This window comes from Pseudomonas violetae (assembly GCF_023072615.1).
GTDB lineage: Bacteria > Pseudomonadota > Gammaproteobacteria > Pseudomonadales > Pseudomonadaceae > Aquipseudomonas > Aquipseudomonas violetae.
On record NZ_JAKNRW010000004.1, the window covers coordinates 68,580 to 85,211 of the forward strand.

Genomic DNA, 16,632 nt, shown 5'->3' on the forward strand with positions numbered 1-16,632 from the left:
CATTCTCTGGGGGATTTGACTGATGCTTAATGGCCTGTGGCTTGGCTTCTTCATCGTGGCCAGCGTGGCGGCGCTGGCGCAGTGGTTGATCGGTGGAAACGCCGGGATCTTCGCAGCGATGGTCGAAAGCATTTTCGCCATGGCCAAATTGTCAGTCGAGGTCATGGTCCTGTTGTTTGGCACCCTCACTCTCTGGCTGGGCTTTCTGCGAATCGCCGAGAAAGCCGGCATCGTCGACTGGCTGGCAAAGGCACTAGGGCCACTGTTCCTGCGACTGATGCCGGAAGTCCCGGCCGGCCACCCGGCGATCGGCCTGATCACCCTCAACTTCGCCGCCAACGGCCTGGGCCTGGATAACGCTGCCACACCGATCGGCTTGAAAGCCATGAAGGCACTACAGGAGCTCAACCCCAGCCCGACCATTGCCAGCAATGCACAAATCCTCTTCCTGGTGCTCAATGCCTCTTCGCTGACGCTGCTGCCGGTGACGATCTTCATGTACCGCGCGCAGCAAGGTGCGCCCGATCCGACCCTGGTCTTCCTGCCGATCCTGCTGGCAACCTGCTGTTCGTCTCTGGTCGGGCTGCTGTCCGTGGCGTTCATGCAACGCCTGCGCCTGTGGGACCCGGTAGTGCTTGCCTACATGATCCCCGGTGCCTTGGCACTGGGCGGCTTCATGGCACTGCTGGCGACGCTGTCAGCCACCGCACTGGCCGGCCTGTCTTCCATTCTCGGCAACCTGACGCTGTTTGGCCTGATCATGCTGTTCCTGGTGATCGGCGCACTGCGCAAAGTGAAAGTCTACGAAGCGTTTGTCGAAGGTGCGAAAGAAGGCTTCGATGTGGCGAAGAGTCTTCTGCCGTATCTGGTGGCAATGCTCTGCGCGGTCGGCGTGTTGCGGGCATCGGGTGCACTGGATTTTGGTCTGGATGGCGTTCGGCACTTGGTGGAATGGGCCGGCTGGGACACACGCTTTGTCGACGCCTTGCCAACAGCAATGGTCAAGCCTTTTTCCGGCAGCGCTGCGCGAGCCATGTTGATCGAGACCATGCAAACGTCTGGGGTCGACAGCTTCCCCGCGTTGGTGGCAGCAACGGTTCAAGGCAGTACCGAAACCACGTTTTATGTCTTGGCGGTGTATTTTGGCGCAGTGGGGATTCAACGTGCGCGGCACGCAATTGGCTGCGCGTTATTGGCGGAGTTCGCCGGAGTAGTTGGCGCAATCGGCGTTTGCTACTGGTTCTTCGGCTAACAAGGGTCCCTTGTAGGAGCAAGCTCGCTCGCGATGGTCGTGAACGATAACGCTGGCTACCTGACACCCAGCGTCGCCCTCACGCTCTTCGCGAGCAAGCTCGCTCCTACAGGGGGAATGTGCCGGGGTTATGGGCGCGGCGGCGGGGCTGCTTTTTGGCCTTGCGCCACCGCCCAATTGACCACCTGCACCGTTAGCTGGTCAGTCGCCTGGCCAAACCCGGCCACCACCGCCGGCACCTGTACGTCGGCCAACGGCTGGCGCACTTCAAAGCGGCGACTGGCAAGAATCCGCTGGTCATAACCTCGCACCAGCAGCGCGTCCAGACGCACCACCACAGTGGCCGCCGTACCTTGATATTCGGTCTGGAACGCTTGCAAATTGCCACCGAGTTCGAGGTCCGCCTGGAAATTGCTGTCGTCAGTGCTTAGCAGCGGCACCCGACCATCACGCTGAAAGCCATCCAGCAGGCGGTTGCGCAGCAGCACAGGGGCAGGGTCGCTCCAGCGCGAGGCCTTGTAACTGCTGATCAGGTCGCCCTGGGGGATAACAGCGATGTTCGGGCTGTTCAGTGCCTGACTGGCCTGAGGCTTGGCCAGGCGCAAAGACCATCGCTGCACGGCGTCTTGACTGGCCGGCGCGCTGCCTTGGGCCGAAGGCAGTCGGTACACATCCGACGGGGCCGACCTGGGCAGGATCGAGCAGGCACCGACCAGCGCAAAACTGGTGAAGAGCAGGGCACGGGTCAGCTTCATGGGGTGAATTCCTTGTTCTTGTCGTTGCCCAGTAGATAACCGCTGGGGTTGGCTTCCAGGCGCTGGGAAATGGCGCGCAAGGAGGTCAGCGTATCGCGCAGCTCACGCACGGCGGGGGCCAGCCCGTTGAGGCCCTGCATGCCATTGTTGAGGGACTCCTGATTGCTTGAGAGCAGCTGGTTGATGGTGGCGCTGCTCTGTTCCAGGGACTTCATGGCCTGCTCGGCGCTGCCGAACATCTGCTTGCCCTGATCATTGAGCAGGCCGTTGGCGTTGCGCATCAGCGCAGAAGTCTGCTCCAGCATGGTGCCAGCCTGTTTTCCAACCGATGCCAGCTGCTGCATGGCCTGGCGAATATCGCCGCGCTGGTCGGCGATAGTGCCGGTGGTTTGTTCCAGATGCTCCAGCGTCTTGCTGATGCGCTCGACATTCTCCGCAGAGAACATCAGGTTGGCGTTGTACATCAGCGTGTTGACGCCCGCCATGAGGTCGTTGCTGTCGTTGAGCAGGCGAGCGATGGGCGAGGGCGACGCCACGATCACTGGCAATTTACCGTTCTTGCCCTTGAGCGTCGGGCTCTGGGGGGTGCCGCCGCTCAGCTGGATGATCGAAGTGCCAGTGATCCCGGTCAGCGCCAGTTTGGCCTGGGTGTCTTCCTTGATCGGCGTCTCGCCACCCAAGCGAATCCGCGCCAGCACCCGACGCGGATCGTTCGGGTCGAGGCGCAGGGTCACCACGTCGCCGACCTTTATCCCGCTGTATTGCACGGCGCTGCCTTTGGACAGGCCGCTGACCGCCTCGTTGAAAACGATCTCGTAGTCCTTGAACTCGGTATCGACACTGGACTTGGCCAGCCAGAGCCCGAAGAGCAGGGCGGCTGCCACTACGATTACGGTGAACAGGCCGATCAATACGTGATGGGCTCGGGTTTCCATGTCAGACCTCGTTGAGCTGTTGGGCGGCAGTCAGTGCCGCACGGCCGCGAGGGCCGTGGAAATATTCGTGAATCCACGCATCGTCGGTTTCCGAAACCTTATCGATGGCATCCGCCACCAGGACTTTTTTCTGCGCCAGCACCGCCACTCGATCAGTGATGGTGTAGAGCGTGTCCAGGTCGTGGGTGACCAGAAATACACTCAAGCCCAGCGCATCACGCAGGGTCAGGATCAACTGGTCGAAAGCGGCGGCGCCAATAGGATCAAGGCCGGCAGTGGGCTCGTCGAGAAAAAGGATGTCCGGGTCGAGCGCCAATGCCCGGGCCAGTGCGGCGCGCTTGATCATGCCGCCGGAAAGCGAAGCGGGGTACTTGTCCGCGGCAGACAGTGGCAGGCCCGCCAAGGCCAGTTTTACCGCCGCCAGATGCTCGGCATCATTGCGGCTCAATCCCGCGTGCTCGATGAGGGGCAGGGCGACGTTCTCGGTCACGGTCAGCGAGGAGAACAGGGCGCCTTTCTGGAACAACACGCCAAACCGTCGCTCAACCAGCGAACGCTCGTGCTCGGGCAGGGCCGGAAGGTTTTTTCCGAGGACCTTCACCATGCCCTCGCTAGGCTGGCGCAAGCCGACGATGCTGCGCAACAGCACCGATTTACCGCTGCCGGAACCACCGACCACGGCGAGGATTTCACCTTTGTACAAGTCCAGGTCGAGATTCTCGTGCACGCTCTGGCTGCCAAAGCGATTGCACAGTCCGCGGACTTCGATGACCGCCTCGGCGGGCGCTCGGGATTGACGACTCACCAGCCCATCTCCATGAAAAACAGCGCGGCCACAGCGTCGAGCACAATCACCACAAAAATCGACTGGACCACGCTCGAAGTGGTGTGCGCGCCAACGGACTCGGCGCTGCCGCTGACTTTGAAGCCCTCAAGACAACCGATCGCGGCAATCAGGAAGGCGAAGATCGGCGCTTTGACGATCCCCACCAGGAAGTGCTGGACGCCAATGTCCGATTGCAACAGCGAGAGGAACATCGCCGGTGAAATATCCAGCGAAACCGCGCACACCATACCGCCGCCGATGATCCCGGAGAGCATCGCCAGAAACGTCAGCATCGGCAACGCGACCAAAAGCGCAAGGACTCGCGGTACTACCAGCAACTCCATGGGGTCCAGGCCCAATGTGCGGATGGCATCGATTTCTTCGTTGGCCTTCATCGAACCTATCTGGGCGGTGAAGGCACTGGCGGTGCGGCCGGCCATCAGGATAGCGGTGAGCAGTACACCGAACTCGCGCAGGAAAGAGAACGCCACCAGGTCCACGGTAAAGATACTTGCACCAAAACTCGCCAACACCGTCGCCCCCAGGAAGGCCACCACGGCACCGACCAGGAAGGTCAGCAGGGCGACAATCGGCGCAGCGTCGAGACCGGTCTGCTCGATGTGCGCCACCATTGGGGTGATGCGCCAGCGTTTGGGACGAAACAGGTTGCGGGCGATGGTTTCCAGGATAAGGCCGACAAATCCGAGTAACTGCAGGGTGTCTTGCCAGACTGCGTCCACCGCGAGCCCGATGCGCGTCAGCAGCTGGATGCCGACCCCGACTTCCGGCTCCTTGATTGGCACGCAGAAATCGGTCATTGAGCAATAGACGGTTTGCAGCAGTGCGCGATCGGCCCCGGACAAAGTGCAGTCCGGGTGTTCGGCGGACCTGCCAAGCCGCTCGGGCCCCAGCAACTCCACCAGCAACGATGCGCCGGCCGTATCGAGGGCGCCCAAGCCATTGAGGTCGATGTGGGTGGTGTCATCGTATTGGCCGCGAATGGTTTCGCTCAGGCCCTTGAGGTCGGCGTAATGGGCAAGCGTCCAGTCACCCGTGACGCGCAGATGCACGGGAGAGCGAGAGGCGTCCAGTTGGGCGTTGCCGGCCGTTGTACTGCTGCTCATGAGCTCCATGCTTGTTCGACTGAATGACTGTGGTACGTAATATCACGAAGCGTATTACTTTTCTTTGATCGGTGTGCTGTCTGTGATCTTGAAACGCAACACGCCAATAACCTGGCCGTCCTCGGTAAGCACCCGCACCTGCCATTTACCGGCTGGATTGCCCGGGAAGTTCTGTTTGTGGGTCCAGGCGCGATAGCCTTCCTTGCGCCCGCCATGGATATCCAGCGGGATTCGATCCACCTCTTTGCCGTTGAACTGCCACACGTGGTAGATCCGCTCGTCCAGCCCGCGCGGCGCGTTGATCGCAGTGTAGGCATACAGCCCGCCACCGCGAATCTGCTCGGCCGTCACTTCATCCAGGCTCTCGCCAGGGGTGCGGTCCTGCAGTTGCGTGCTGATGGCGACATCGGTCATCCACAGTGTCGCCGGCGGCACCCAAGAGCGTAGCACCCAGCCGACGCCACCGATCCCCACGGTGAGACTCAGGATCGCCACCGCGTTGCGTACAGTGCGAATGGGAAAGATCGATGCCAGGCTTGGGAAAGACAGAACTACCGCAGTGCCAAGCGCCAGCTTGTAGCTCTGGGCCGTGGTCAGGTGCAGGATGACGGGCAGGGCGGTCAGCAGCGCGGCGAACAGGGTCAGGGTATGCAGGGCGAGAAACGCCCAGCGGCGAGGTGCCAGCCACTTGTAGTAGAGCGGGTCGATAATTGATATCAGCGCCGCGACACACAGCAGCCCGGTAAAAAACAACTGCCCGCTGTTCCAGGTGGTGGTGATGAAAAAGAACGGCAGGACAAAGAACAGGCTTTCCTGGTGGATCATCTGCGTGGCGTAGCGCAGCAAAGGCTGGGGGATCTCGCGCTTGAAAATTTTAGCGAACAGCTTGGTCAGGCTGTTTTCCAGCATCAGCCAGATCCAGCTGAGCATCATGATGATGGTGATCCAGGTCGCCAGCCCTTGCTGACGATCGACCAAAATGAAGCTGCCGACCCCGGAGATAAATCCACCGAGCGCGATGACCCCGGGGTAGCGCTTCATCAATTCCAGTATGCGCTGTACGTATAGGGTCAGAGTTGGCATTCGGCGGTTCACACTAGTCGTCAGAAAAATCCTCAACAGGTTACCGCCCGGGAGGGCGGTGTGGCGAGGGGCTACATTTGGATCACAGATTCAGGCAGGCGCCTACAATGTGAACGTAGCCTTGGATCACCGAGCCTGCCGGCGCAGGCGCCACGCCAGCAAACCCAGCACTAGCAGACCCAACACCGAGGCAACCAGCCAGATCAACTGATCATCACTAATCAACGGTTTTTCGATCCGCAGATACCCCGGCTGCAACAATAACGAGCGCATTGCCCGGTTGGCTTCTTCCAGGGTGACACCCTGCAGATCCCTGGCCGGGTCAGCAAAGCGCCCATTCTGGAAATCGCCCAGCGCGCCCCAGTAGTAATCGGCCAACGCACTATTGCCCTGCACGGCCCAGGCCTGGCGGGCAATGGCGGCCTGTTTGAGGCGGTTGAAGGTTTCGACGTTAAGACCATCTTTGAGCATGCCTGCCTTCAGCTCTTCCAGCACCTGCTTGGCTTCCGGCAGATCATCGCGCTCCACGTCGGCGTTCAGGCTCATAAAACCGACCCCGCCGAACACCTCGCGCCCGGCCGAGGGCCCGTAGGACAAGCTGTGTGCCAGGCGCATCTGGCGGTAGAGCGCCCAGTCCAGATAGTCCTTGAGCAAATCGAAGGTTTCGTCGTGCTGGTCCTCCAGTACCGGCTCCGGCACCAGCCAGTGCAGCTTGGCGCCGTTGCCGACCAGGCCGCGGCTCAACGTGCGCTCGTGGGCAGCCGTTGCTTTGATTTCCGGCAGGGGCGGGTGGTCGGTCGGGTCTACCGCTTCGAGCTCGCCGTAAGCCCGCTCCAGGTAGGCTGGCAGCAGGCGATCAAGGTCGCCGACCACGATCAGCGTCATGTTGTTGGGGGCGTACCAAATGTTGCGCACGTCCTCGAGCTGTTCGCGGGTCAGGTGATCGACTTGCGCGCGTTCAGGGCATTTGAGGCCCAGTTCTACCGCCAACTGGTTGCTCGCCGTGTGGCCAAGGTCTTGGCGATCGAGCCAGCGTTGCAGGTGAGAGTAGTGACCACCATCCTCACGCTCCACCACCTGCTTGGCGGCATTGATCGCGGTGTCGTCGAAACGGGTTTGGGTCAGCAGGGCCAGCAGCAGGTCGAGCACCTTTCGCTGGTTTTTCGCCGGTGCTTCGATGACGAAAGTAGTGTCGGCGTTGCTGGTATAGGCATTCCATTCCCCACCCAGAGCCTGCATGCGCTCTTCCAGGCCACCCTCGCCAGTGGCGTCGATGCCGCTGAACAACAGATGTTCGAGCAGGTGCGGTAGCTCCTTGTCGGCGCAACTGAAATCATCCAGCCCGACGCCCACCACCAGGCGAATCGCTACATGACCACGGTCCATCCCGGGTTTGAGCAGCAATTGCAGGCCATTGGGCAGCGTATAGCCCTCGACCTGGAAGCGATCCAGGGCGAATGAGGGTAATGAGCCAAGCAGTAGACAGGCGAACAGCAGGCAACGCATAACGAGCTTCCAGGCAACCTAATCGGAGGATCCATGTCGTCAGTCAGGCCGCCTTCGCGAGCAAGGCTGACCCAATGTTACTGACTCACCACCGTGTCAGATGTTCAAGGCGAATGCGTGATGTCGGCCAAATCGTCTACCGCCAGCGCCCCGGTGTCGGACGTTTCCAGCACCGCATAGGCACTGCTGCAAAACAGTGAGTTCAGGCGTTTCATGTCGGCGATCAGTTCCAGGTGCAATGAACTGGTTTCGATACTCTGGACTATCTTGCGTTGCAATCGGCTGACATGGGCATGGGCCAGGCGCCGTTCCTGAGCGCGAAAGCGACGTTTTTCCCGCAATAACTGGCGGGCGCTTTCCTTGTCGGAACTGAGGAATACCGATAATCCCAGGCGCAAATTGGAAATCAGCTGGCTGTGCAGGCCCGCCAACTCCTCGAGGCCCACTTCGGAAAACGACCGACGCTGCGAAGTCTTCTGCTGCTGGACCTTGCGCAGCATGCGTTCGATCAGGTCGCTGGCAAGTTTGAGATTGATCGCCAGCTCGATGGTCTCCGCCCAGCGTCGGCTGTCCTGTTCGCTCAAGTCTTCACGGGGCATTTGCGCCAAGTAAAGCTTGATTGCGCTGTAGAGCGATTCAACATCATCCGTCAGGCGGCGCATTTCCTGAGTCACGGCGGTCTGCTTGCCGTGCAGCACATCAAGCATCGCTTCGAGCATGTTATCGATCAGGTCGCCGATGCGCAGGCTTTCCCGCGCGGCATTGGCCAGCGCCAGACTGGGAGTGACCAACGCAGTCGGGTCGAGATGGCGTGGCTTGGCCGTGCCATTGATCTCCGGGCGTTCCGGCAGCAGCCAGGCGCACAACCTGGCCATTGGCCCCACGCTTGGCAGCAGAATCAGGCAACGCACGGTGTTGTAGAGCAAATGGAAGCCGATGACCATTTCCTGTGGGCTGAAATCGAGGCCGTCGATCCAGTGCACCAAAGGGTCCAGCACCGGAATGATCAACAACAGCCCTATCAGTTTGTATAACAGGCTGCCGAGCGCCACCTGGCGGCCTGCGGCGTTTTGCATGCTAGTGCTGAGGAAGGCCAACACACCGCTGCCGATGTTCGCGCCAATCACCAAACCGATGGCTACCGGCAGACTGATCACTCCCGCACCTGCGAGGGTAGCGGTCAACAGGACGGCGGCGAGGCTGGAGTAGGAAACCATCGCAAACAGAGCGCCGACCAGGGCGTCGAGCAGAATATCGCCAGTCAGCGAAGCGAAAATCACCTTCACGCCCTGGGCCTGGGTGATCGGTGCGGCGGATTCGACAATCAATTGCAGTGCCAGAATTATCAGGCCCAGGCCAATGCTGACCCGTCCCATCTGGCCAAGTCGCGTCTGCTTGCGGGACAGAAAGAAGATCACCCCAAGGAAAATCAGCAGTGGCGACAACCAGGACAGGTCGAAAGTCAGCACCCGGGCCATTAACGCGGTGCCGACGTCCGCGCCGAGCATAGTCGCCAGTGCCGGCGTCAGCGCCATCAGGCCCTGACCGACAAATGAAGTGACGAGCATGGCAGTGGCGTTACTGCTCTGGACCATGGCAGTCACAACGATGCCGGAAATAAACGCCAGCCAGCGCCTGGACATATTCTGGCCAATGACATGGCGCAGATTGGACCCGTAGACCCGCAGAATGCCGGTTCGGACGATATGCGTGCCCCAAATCAGCAAGGCCACGGCAGATAACAAATTGAGCAGGGTGAGCATAAGGGCCCCCTGTGGTGGTAGCGCCCCAAAGGAGCAAGTTGACGGTGCCGCGCGTTTTTCTACGTTATGTACTTAAGCTGTAGTTGGCTAACGGTCTGCGCGCCAGCATCGCATAGCTAAAGATGTGATTGAAACAAAAGTGTCATAGAAACAGCTGGATGGAAAAACAAAATGGGGACCCTGAGGTCCCCATTCATTCCCTGTGGGAGCGATCTTACTGACCTGGAATATCCTTGCGCAGTTTCACCGGGTCCTGCTGCTTGCGCTTTCTCGCCATTGCGGTGCGCATCTTGATATTGAACGCTTCCACCGCCAGCGAGAACGCCATGGCGAAGTAGACGTAGCCTTTGGGTACGTGGACGTCGAACGACTCGGCGATCAACACGGTGCCGACCACCAGCAAGAACGACAACGCCAGCATCTTCAACGACGGGTGCTTGTCGATGAACGAGCTGATGGTGCCGGCCGCCAACATCATCACCAGTACGGCGACAACGATGGCCGCGACCATGACCGGTACATGGGAGACCATGCCGACTGCCGTGATCACCGAATCCAGGGAGAACACGATGTCGATGATCGCGATCTGGATGATGGTGTACAGGAAGTTGCCGCCCTTGCCGGTAGGCTCATCACCGCTCTCATCTTCGCCTTCCAGCGCGTGGTACATCTCTTGCGAGCTTTTCCACAACAGGAACAGGCCACCGAAGAACAGAATCAGGTCACGTCCGGAAATGCCCTGGCCGAAGACCTCGAACAGATCTGCGGTGAGCTGCATGACCCAGGTAATGGACAGCAACAACAGGATTCGGGTGACCATGGCTAGCGCCAGACCGAAAATCCGGGTCCGCGCCTGCATGTGCTTGGGCATGCGGCTGACCATGATCGAAATCATGATGATGTTATCGATACCCAGGACGATTTCCAGGGCGGTCAGGGTAAAGAAGGCAACCCAGATTTCAGGGTTGGTCAGCCATTCCATGTGTATTCCTTTGAGGATGTGTTAAACCGCAAAGGGTCCGGGCTTCAATCAACAAGCCTGGACCCGTTACGGTGAGTCTTTGGCTTATAGAGTGCTGAAGAGCGGAAAAATCCCCATCAGCAATGCTGCTACAAGTATGCACATGCACACCAATACTGCCCACTTCAGGGTAAAGCGCTGGTGGTCACCGAAGTCGATACCGGCCAGGGCCACCAACAAATAGGTCGATGGTACCAGCGGGCTCAGCAAGTGGACGGGCTGACCGACGATCGAGGCTCGTGCCATTTCAACCGCGGTTATACCGTAATGACTCGCTGCTTCGGCAAGCACAGGTAACACGCCATAATAAAATGCATCGTTCGACATGAAAAATGTGAACGGCATGCTCACCAGCGCGGTAATGACTGCCAGGTACGGGCCGAGGAAATCCGGAATCACCGCCAGCAGGCTTTTCGACATCGCGTCAACCATGCCGGTGCCCGACAGGATACCGGTGAAAATACCGGCAGCGAAGATCAAACCGACCACCGCCAGCACGTTGCCTGCATGGGCCGCGACGCGATCTTTCTGCATTTGCAGGCAAGGGTAGTTGACGATCATCGCGATACTGAACGCCACCATGAACAACACAGGCAGTGGCAAAAGGCCGCCGATCAGGGTGCACATCAGCACCAGCGTCAACGCGCCGTTAAACCAGATCAACTTCGGACGACGGGCATCCGGAAACTGCGAAACGCTGATCTCACTATGGTCGATTTCATCGCCAACCAGGTGCAGTTCACCCAGACGAGCGCGCTCGCGTTTGCCGTAGAAGTAGGCAATCGCCAGGATCGCCACCACACCCGCCAGCATCGCCGGAATCATCGGCACGAAGATCGCGGAAGGGTCCACATGCAGCGCACTGGCCGCACGCGCCGTCGGGCCACCCCAAGGGGTCATGTTCATCACGCCGCCGGCAAGGATGATCAGGCCCGCCATGATTCTCGGGCTCATGCCGATGCGGCTGTAGAGCGGCAGCATCGCCGCCACGCAGATCATATAAGTGGTCGCGCCGTCACCATCAAGGGAGACGACGAGCGCCAGTACGGCGGTGCCGACCGAAACTTTCAGCGGGTCGCCCTTGACCAGTTTGAGGATCTTGCGCACGGCGGGGTCGAACAGGCCGGAGTCGATCATCAGGGCGAAGTACAGGATCGCGAACATCAGCATCACACCGGTCGGTGCAAGCTTGGTGATGCCTTCGAGCATCATCGGACCGATCTTCGGCGCAAAACCACCGAACAGGGCGAATACGATCGGGATGATGATCAGGGCAATTAGCGCGGAAAGGCGCTTGGTCATGATCAGGAACATGAACGTGATGACCATGGCGAAGCCAAGGAAAGTCAGCATGGGAATACTCCAGGCGTGGCGCGGCTAGTGGAAATGGGCAAACCGGATGAGGTCAGCGCAGAACGGGAAGCACGAGACGAGCGGACGGAGTGACAGCGCAGGGGCGGATTGAGAAAGACATCAGGATCACCATTGTTGTTGTTAAATGGGCCGTGCGAGTAGCAAAACACTCGTGTGGGCCAACCGGTCTGTTGCCGGGAGTGAGGCGATCCTAATCGGGGAAGCTTTCAGCCAGCTTTCGCCAATGAAAGCAATGACCGGATGTTTAACCGGCCGTCGGACAGCATCGGTGTCCGCAAACAGGGTTGAAGGTGATATTCCGTTGATCAAAAAACGCTCAGGTCCAGTGGTCGAACCGCGCCCAACCAGATCGCATGCTCGGTGTGATCCAGCAGATCGTTACCGGTATCGGGGTGCAGGAACACCACCAGCCCCTTGCGGTTGAGCGCCAGCCACGGCAACACCTCGCCCAGGTATGGCGGTTCGAATGCCAACTGGCAGCTCCAGTCCGGGTGCGGTCCTACCGGACGTTCGTGTACCCGCCCTACCTTTAATGGAAACAATTGCGCTGCCCGCTCGCACAATGCCCGCGCCTGATCGATGCTGCCTGCGTCGAAGTACACGTGGGCGTGATAACCCTTTATCCCTTGCATCTGAAACCCTTCACACCCGGTCGAACCCTGGACGATTGCCGGGGGTCACACCTCATATACGTTGCCATAAAGGGATCCCAGCCATGAAAAATGCCGAAACCCCCGTTTTGAAAGTGGTGCTTTATGGTGCCATGAGTAGCCTGGGCAGTGCGCTTATGGCTGAGATGCTAAGGCGCCAGCACGAAGTGATCGCGATTCTCGACAACCTCACAGCACTCCCTCCCCGTCCAGGACTGCGCACCAAAACCGGCGATCTGTTCGACGCGCAACGGGTGAAGCAAAGCGTGGCCGGCAGCACGGCCGTAGTCTGCCTGTTAGACGCGCCAGGGCTGCCGTTCAACAGCGAGTATGTTGAAAGGACCATCATCCCGGGGCCCGTGGAACAGGTGTTGGCCGTGGATGCGCTGACCGAAGGCATGCAGGCTTCGAGTATTCCCCGACTGTTTCTGGTTGGCGATTTCGAGGTATTGGACGATCCGGAGATAGAGGATCGCTTGCAACGCCATGCGGCTGAAGAAATTCGTGAAGCCCTGCAAAGTAGCTCTTTGCAGTGGACGATGGTGAACGCGCCGCGAGGTGTTCCCGGGCTCACCATCGAACATTTCAGCCAGGTCAGCAGCAGCCTCGAACCTGGATTGTCGGAGCCGCTTGAGCGACTGCACCGGGTAGCCGTAGGGATCTGCGACGAGCTCCAGCTGAATTTGCATGTGGGGGAGCATGTGAGTTTTGTTGCGGTTTCGCCACCCTAGAACTGCGTCACACCGCAGTCGATGGCAACGGTAGCCCATTCAAGGACTGCGCACTACTCGCCTGCTCCACCATCAGCCAATCGACGAATTGCTGAATCAGCACTCCACGCCGCTTGCGCTGGGGCAACACCACGTAATAACCGAGACGAGAAATCACCGTCTCGGCAATCGGGCGACACAACAGCCCCTGCGCAAGCAAGTTATCCACAAGGTGGCGCCAGCCGATTGCCACGCCCTGGCCACCAATCGCCGCCTGAATCAGCAACGTGTAATTATCAAAACGCAGCGGCCCCGGGGCAGGTACTGAATTGATTCCCAGCTCGCGAAAAACACCACTCCAATCAAACCAGTTACTACCGTTCTCGCCTCGCAGGTGCAGTAACGGAAACTCTAGCAATGAATGGGCGGACAAGGGCAGGGCACGGTCCTGCAATAACAACGGACTGCACACCGGAAACACTTCTTCGCTGAACAGCCAATGGCTCTCACCCTGCTTGAAGCGCCCCTCACCAAACAATACAGCCACATCGATATCGCTGCGCAGCATGTTATGACTGCGCTCACTGGTGACCAGGCTCACATCAACGCTGGGATTGGCCGCGTGGAAGCGATGCAGCCTTGGCATCAGCCAGTACGCGGCAAAGGCGAAATCCGTAGCCACTTGCAGCACTTCATGCTGATGTTGTGAGCTGATCGCACTCAGTCCAGCGTCTATATTCTGCAAACCGAGCTGAACTTGTTGAAAAAGTATCGCCCCAGCCTCTGTCAGCTCGATCCCGCGATAAATACGATCAAATAAGCGAATTCCCAGTTGTTCTTCCAGCCGTTTGATTTGCTGGCTGACCGCGGGCTGTGTTGTGCCCAGCTCTACGGCAGCGGCGGTAAAGCTGCGATGACGGGCCGCCGCTTCGAATGCTCGAAGCAGATCCAGCGACAGGCCACCGAGGGCGTCATACATAAGCTTTGCTTATCCTAGTCATTGCCTGGTATGGGCTTTACCACAAGGTACATGGACTCCATGCTCAATCGCAGCACTCTCGCATAAATATTCACTATGGAATGCCGCGATCACATGAAGCGCAAGAATATCCTCTTCATCATGGCCGATCAGATGGCCGCGCCAATGTTGCCGTTTTACGGCCCTTCGCCAATCAAATTACCCAATCTCAGCCGACTTGCCGCCGAAGGCGTGGTGTTCGACTCTGCTTATTGCAACAGTCCACTGTGCGCACCGTCGCGTTTTACCCTGGTCAGCGGGCAGTTGCCGAGCAAGATCGGCGCCTATGACAATGCGGCAGATTTCCCCGCCGACGTTCCCACCTATGCCCACTACCTGCGCCGCCTGGGTTACCGCACAGCCCTGTCCGGCAAGATGCATTTCTGTGGTCCCGATCAACTCCATGGCTATGAAGAACGCCTGACCAGTGACATTTACCCTGCCGACTACGGCTGGTCGGTGAACTGGGACGAACCCGATGTGCGGCCCACCTGGTTCCACAACATGTCATCTGTGCTACAAGCCGGACCTTGCGTGCGCACCAACCAGCTGGATTTTGACGAAGAGGTGGTATTCAAGGCGCAGCAGTACCTGTTTGACCACATTCGCGAGGACGGCGACCGGCCGTTTTGCCTGACTGTTTCGATGACTCATCCCCACGACCCGTACACCATCCCGAAGAAATACTGGGACATGTACCAGGACAGTGATATCCCGCTTCCGCAGACACCACCGCAATCCGAGCTGGATCCGCATTCGCAGCGATTGCTCAAGGTTTACGACCTGTGGGACAAGCCGCTGCCTGTGGATAAAATCCGTGATGCGCGACGCGCCTATTTCGGAGCATGCAGCTACATTGACGACAACGTCGGCAAACTTCTGCAAACACTGGAGGATACTGGGCTGATAGACGATACCATCATTGTTTTCTCCGGTGATCATGGGGACATGTTGGGCGAGCGCGGACTCTGGTACAAAATGCACTGGTTTGAGATGGCCGCCCGGGTCCCCTTGCTGGTCAGCGCACCGGGACAATTTGGTGCAGGGCGGGTCAGCGCCGCTGTCTCGACCGCCGATCTCCTGCCGACCTTTGTCGAATTGGCCGGTGGCTCGCTGGAGCCAGGATTGCCGCTGGATGGCCGCTCGCTGGTGTCGCACCTTAAGGGGCAGGGCGGTCACGACGAAGTTTTTGGCGAGTACATGGCCGAAGGCACCATCAGCCCGCTGATGATGATCCGCCGCGGAGCCTACAAATTCATCTACAGCGAAGACGACCCTTGCCTACTCTTCGATGTACACAACGACCCGCTTGAACAGGAAGAACTCAGTCAGTCGCTGCAACACAGCGCACTGCTTGCAGAGTTCCTCGCCGAAGCGCGGGCCAAATGGAACATCCCTGCGATTCACCAACAGGTGCTCGCAAGCCAGCGCCGTCGGCGATTCGTGGCTGATGCCCTGACCATCGGCAAGCTGAAGAGCTGGGATCACCAGCCACTGGTGGACGCCAGTCAGCAGTACATGCGCAACCACATCGACCTGGATGATCTGGAGCGCAAAGCACGTTACCCACAACCCTGCCAAAACCAATAATGTTAAGGGGAAGTCCATGCAAAGGTTATCCACAGTACTGACGGTCGGGCTTCTGGCTCTGGGCAGCGCATCGGCGTATGCCGAACAGAGCTGCGACACGGTGAAAATGGCCGATCCGGGTTGGAGCGACATTGCGGCCACCAACGCCATTACCGGATTGTTGCTGGACGGCATGGGCTACAAGGCCAAGGTCGACACCCTGGCGGTGCCTATCATTTTTGGCGGTCTGAAGGACGCTCAGGTCGATGTCTTTCTGGGTAACTGGATGCCGGCGCAACAGGGTTTCTACGACAAGTTTGTGGCCACCGGAGAGGTCACCCAACTGGCGAAGAACCTCGATGGCACCGAGTTCACCCTGGCAGTCCCGGATTACGTGTGGGACGCGGGTGTGCATAACTTTGCCGACCTGAACAAGTTTGCAGACAAGTTCGAGAAAAAGATCTACGGCATTGGCTCCGGAGCTCCGGCGAACATCTCGCTGCAGGACATCATCAAGAAAAACGATTTCGACTTGGGCCAGTGGAAATTGGTCGAGTCCAGCGAGCAGGCGATGCTGGCTGAAGTGTCCCGTGCGGTTAAGAAACAGAAGTTCGTGACCTTCCTCGGCTGGACTCCGCACCCGATGAACGTGCAGCTTAAAATGCACTACCTAAAGGGTGGCGAGAAGTACTTCGGCGATACCGGTGCGGTTTATACACTGACTCGCAAGGGTTATGCACAGGCCTGTCCGAATGTCGGCAAGTTACTTACCAACCTGAGTTTTACCCAGGAAATGGAAAACAGCATCATGGCCGAAGTAGTGAACAAGAAGATCAGTAATGCCGAGGCTGCCAAGGCGTGGATCAAGGCCAATCCTGCATCCCTGGATAAATGGCTGGAGGGCGTGAAAACTGCCGATGGCAAGGATGCCTTGCCTGCGGTGAAAGCCAAGTTGTAATTCATCACTGTGGCGAGGGAGCAAGCTCCCTCGCCACAGTCAGCGTGTCAGCCTGTTACCCTTGTACAAAACCTTGACCGAGAGGACC

General features: G+C 58.9%; 15 protein-coding genes. 4 read left to right on the plus strand and 11 right to left on the minus strand.

The window, feature by feature from the left end; all coding sequences use genetic code 11:
* Positions 1-22 precede the first annotated feature (22 nt).
* Positions 23-1,252, plus strand: coding sequence for a nucleoside recognition domain-containing protein (locus L9059_RS06955; protein ID WP_247289569.1), 1,230 nt, complete (start codon positions 23-25; stop codon positions 1,250-1,252).
* A 128-nt stretch (positions 1,253-1,380) separates the two neighbouring features.
* Here L9059_RS06955 and L9059_RS06965 read toward each other — a convergent pair whose 3' ends face one another.
* The 10 genes from L9059_RS06965 to L9059_RS07010 all read right to left on the minus strand — a co-directional run bounded on the left by L9059_RS06965 (position 1,381) and on the right by L9059_RS07010 (position 12,271).
* Entirely contained in the window at positions 1,381-2,007 is a 627-nt protein-coding gene (locus L9059_RS06965) for an ABC-type transport auxiliary lipoprotein family protein (protein ID WP_247289570.1), read from the minus strand.
* Positions 2,004-2,942, minus strand: coding sequence for an MlaD family protein (locus L9059_RS06970; protein WP_247289571.1), 939 nt, complete (start codon positions 2,940-2,942; stop codon positions 2,004-2,006). The genes L9059_RS06965 and L9059_RS06970 overlap by 4 nt, the downstream gene beginning before the upstream one ends.
* Before the next feature lies 1 nt (position 2,943).
* Positions 2,944-3,747 carry an ABC transporter ATP-binding protein gene (locus L9059_RS06975; protein ID WP_247289572.1) on the minus strand — a complete coding sequence of 268 codons (804 nt, stop codon included), beginning with the start codon at positions 3,745-3,747 and terminating at the stop codon, positions 2,944-2,946.
* The gene (locus L9059_RS06980; protein WP_247289573.1) at positions 3,744-4,892 is read right to left on the minus strand and encodes an ABC transporter permease; all 1,149 of its coding nucleotides are present in this window, start codon (positions 4,890-4,892) and stop codon (positions 3,744-3,746) included. Before L9059_RS06980 ends, L9059_RS06975 begins: the two co-directional genes overlap by 4 nt.
* Before the next feature lie 54 nt (positions 4,893-4,946).
* Entirely contained in the window at positions 4,947-5,975 is a 1,029-nt protein-coding gene (locus tag L9059_RS06985; RefSeq protein ID WP_247289574.1) for a DUF5924 family protein, read from the minus strand.
* A gap of 126 nt (positions 5,976-6,101) precedes the next feature.
* Positions 6,102-7,481, minus strand: a complete 1,380-nt coding sequence (locus L9059_RS06990) for a M16 family metallopeptidase (protein WP_247289576.1) — start codon at positions 7,479-7,481, stop codon at positions 6,102-6,104.
* Positions 7,482-7,585: 104 nt separating this feature from the next.
* Positions 7,586-9,244: a Na/Pi cotransporter family protein gene (locus tag L9059_RS06995; RefSeq protein ID WP_247289579.1), complete on the minus strand. Its 1,659-nt coding sequence runs from the start codon at positions 9,242-9,244 to the stop codon at positions 7,586-7,588.
* Between the two features lie 214 nt (positions 9,245-9,458).
* Complete coding sequence (locus L9059_RS07000; protein WP_247289580.1) at positions 9,459-10,226, minus strand: TerC family protein; 768 nt, start codon at positions 10,224-10,226, stop codon at positions 9,459-9,461.
* An 84-nt stretch (positions 10,227-10,310) separates the two neighbouring features.
* Positions 10,311-11,618, minus strand: a complete 1,308-nt coding sequence (locus tag L9059_RS07005; protein ID WP_247289581.1) for a CitMHS family transporter — start codon at positions 11,616-11,618, stop codon at positions 10,311-10,313.
* 326 nt (positions 11,619-11,944) lie between these two features.
* Entirely contained in the window at positions 11,945-12,271 is a 327-nt protein-coding gene (locus L9059_RS07010; RefSeq protein WP_247289582.1) for a DOPA 4,5-dioxygenase family protein, read from the minus strand.
* An 83-nt stretch (positions 12,272-12,354) separates the two neighbouring features.
* On the opposite strand from L9059_RS07010, the gene L9059_RS07015 reads away from it, so the two are divergent.
* Positions 12,355-13,020: an NAD(P)-dependent oxidoreductase gene (locus L9059_RS07015; protein ID WP_247289583.1), complete on the plus strand. Its 666-nt coding sequence runs from the start codon at positions 12,355-12,357 to the stop codon at positions 13,018-13,020.
* 7 nt (positions 13,021-13,027) lie between these two features.
* Here L9059_RS07015 and L9059_RS07020 read toward each other — a convergent pair whose 3' ends face one another.
* A complete protein-coding gene (locus tag L9059_RS07020; protein ID WP_247289584.1) occupies positions 13,028-13,978 on the minus strand; it encodes a choline sulfate utilization transcriptional regulator in 951 nt (316 codons plus the stop codon).
* Positions 13,979-14,092: 114 nt separating this feature from the next.
* Between L9059_RS07020 and betC the strand changes: the two genes are divergently transcribed.
* Entirely contained in the window at positions 14,093-15,607 is a 1,515-nt protein-coding gene (betC, locus tag L9059_RS07025; protein ID WP_247289585.1) for a choline-sulfatase, read from the plus strand.
* 16 nt (positions 15,608-15,623) lie between these two features.
* Positions 15,624-16,544, plus strand: coding sequence for a choline ABC transporter substrate-binding protein (choX, locus tag L9059_RS07030; RefSeq protein ID WP_247289586.1), 921 nt, complete (start codon positions 15,624-15,626; stop codon positions 16,542-16,544).
* Positions 16,545-16,632: the final 88 nt, after the last annotated feature.